Origin of the sequence: Dyella japonica DSM 16301, assembly GCF_001010355.1 — a bacterium.
Lineage (GTDB): Bacteria > Pseudomonadota > Gammaproteobacteria > Xanthomonadales > Rhodanobacteraceae > Dyella > Dyella japonica.
Genome location: NZ_JPLA01000213.1, coordinates 1 through 408, shown reverse-complemented (window position 1 = coordinate 408; position 408 = coordinate 1). Strand labels below are relative to the sequence as shown.

The following is a 408-nucleotide window of genomic DNA, read 5'->3' as shown; positions in this document are numbered from 1 at the left end:
TATGATGGAAAAGACTATATAAGCACCACACACATATTGAACTAATCCCATTCCAAAGAACCAAACAATATTATCAAACAATGTCTGTTTTACGTCGAAAGGACGTAAACTTACAGTAATATTATCCCCTTTTTCTATTGAAGAATACATCTCTGGGGAAATATATTCACTAAATCTATAACCGTCTTTGAGTTCATATACAGCAATAAATGATAAACTAGACCCCTTTCCTTGAGTTCCTGTAATGGTATTAACTACAGTAACATCATAATCTTTATAATGCATATAATCATTAATTGCGTAATAACCATATGCAATTACTATACATAAACAACATATCAATAAATTCAATCTTTTAATTATCCACTGTTTCATAATAATCTCAGTTAAAAGGGATTAGAACCATTA

General features: G+C 29.2%; 1 protein-coding gene. It reads right to left on the bottom strand.

Translation table 11 applies throughout. From position 1 onward, the window contains the following. Positions 1-375, bottom strand: a 375-nt coding sequence (locus Y882_RS19860) for a hypothetical protein (RefSeq protein WP_046973453.1), incomplete at its 3' end; no start/stop codon positions are given. Positions 376-408 lie beyond the last annotated feature (33 nt).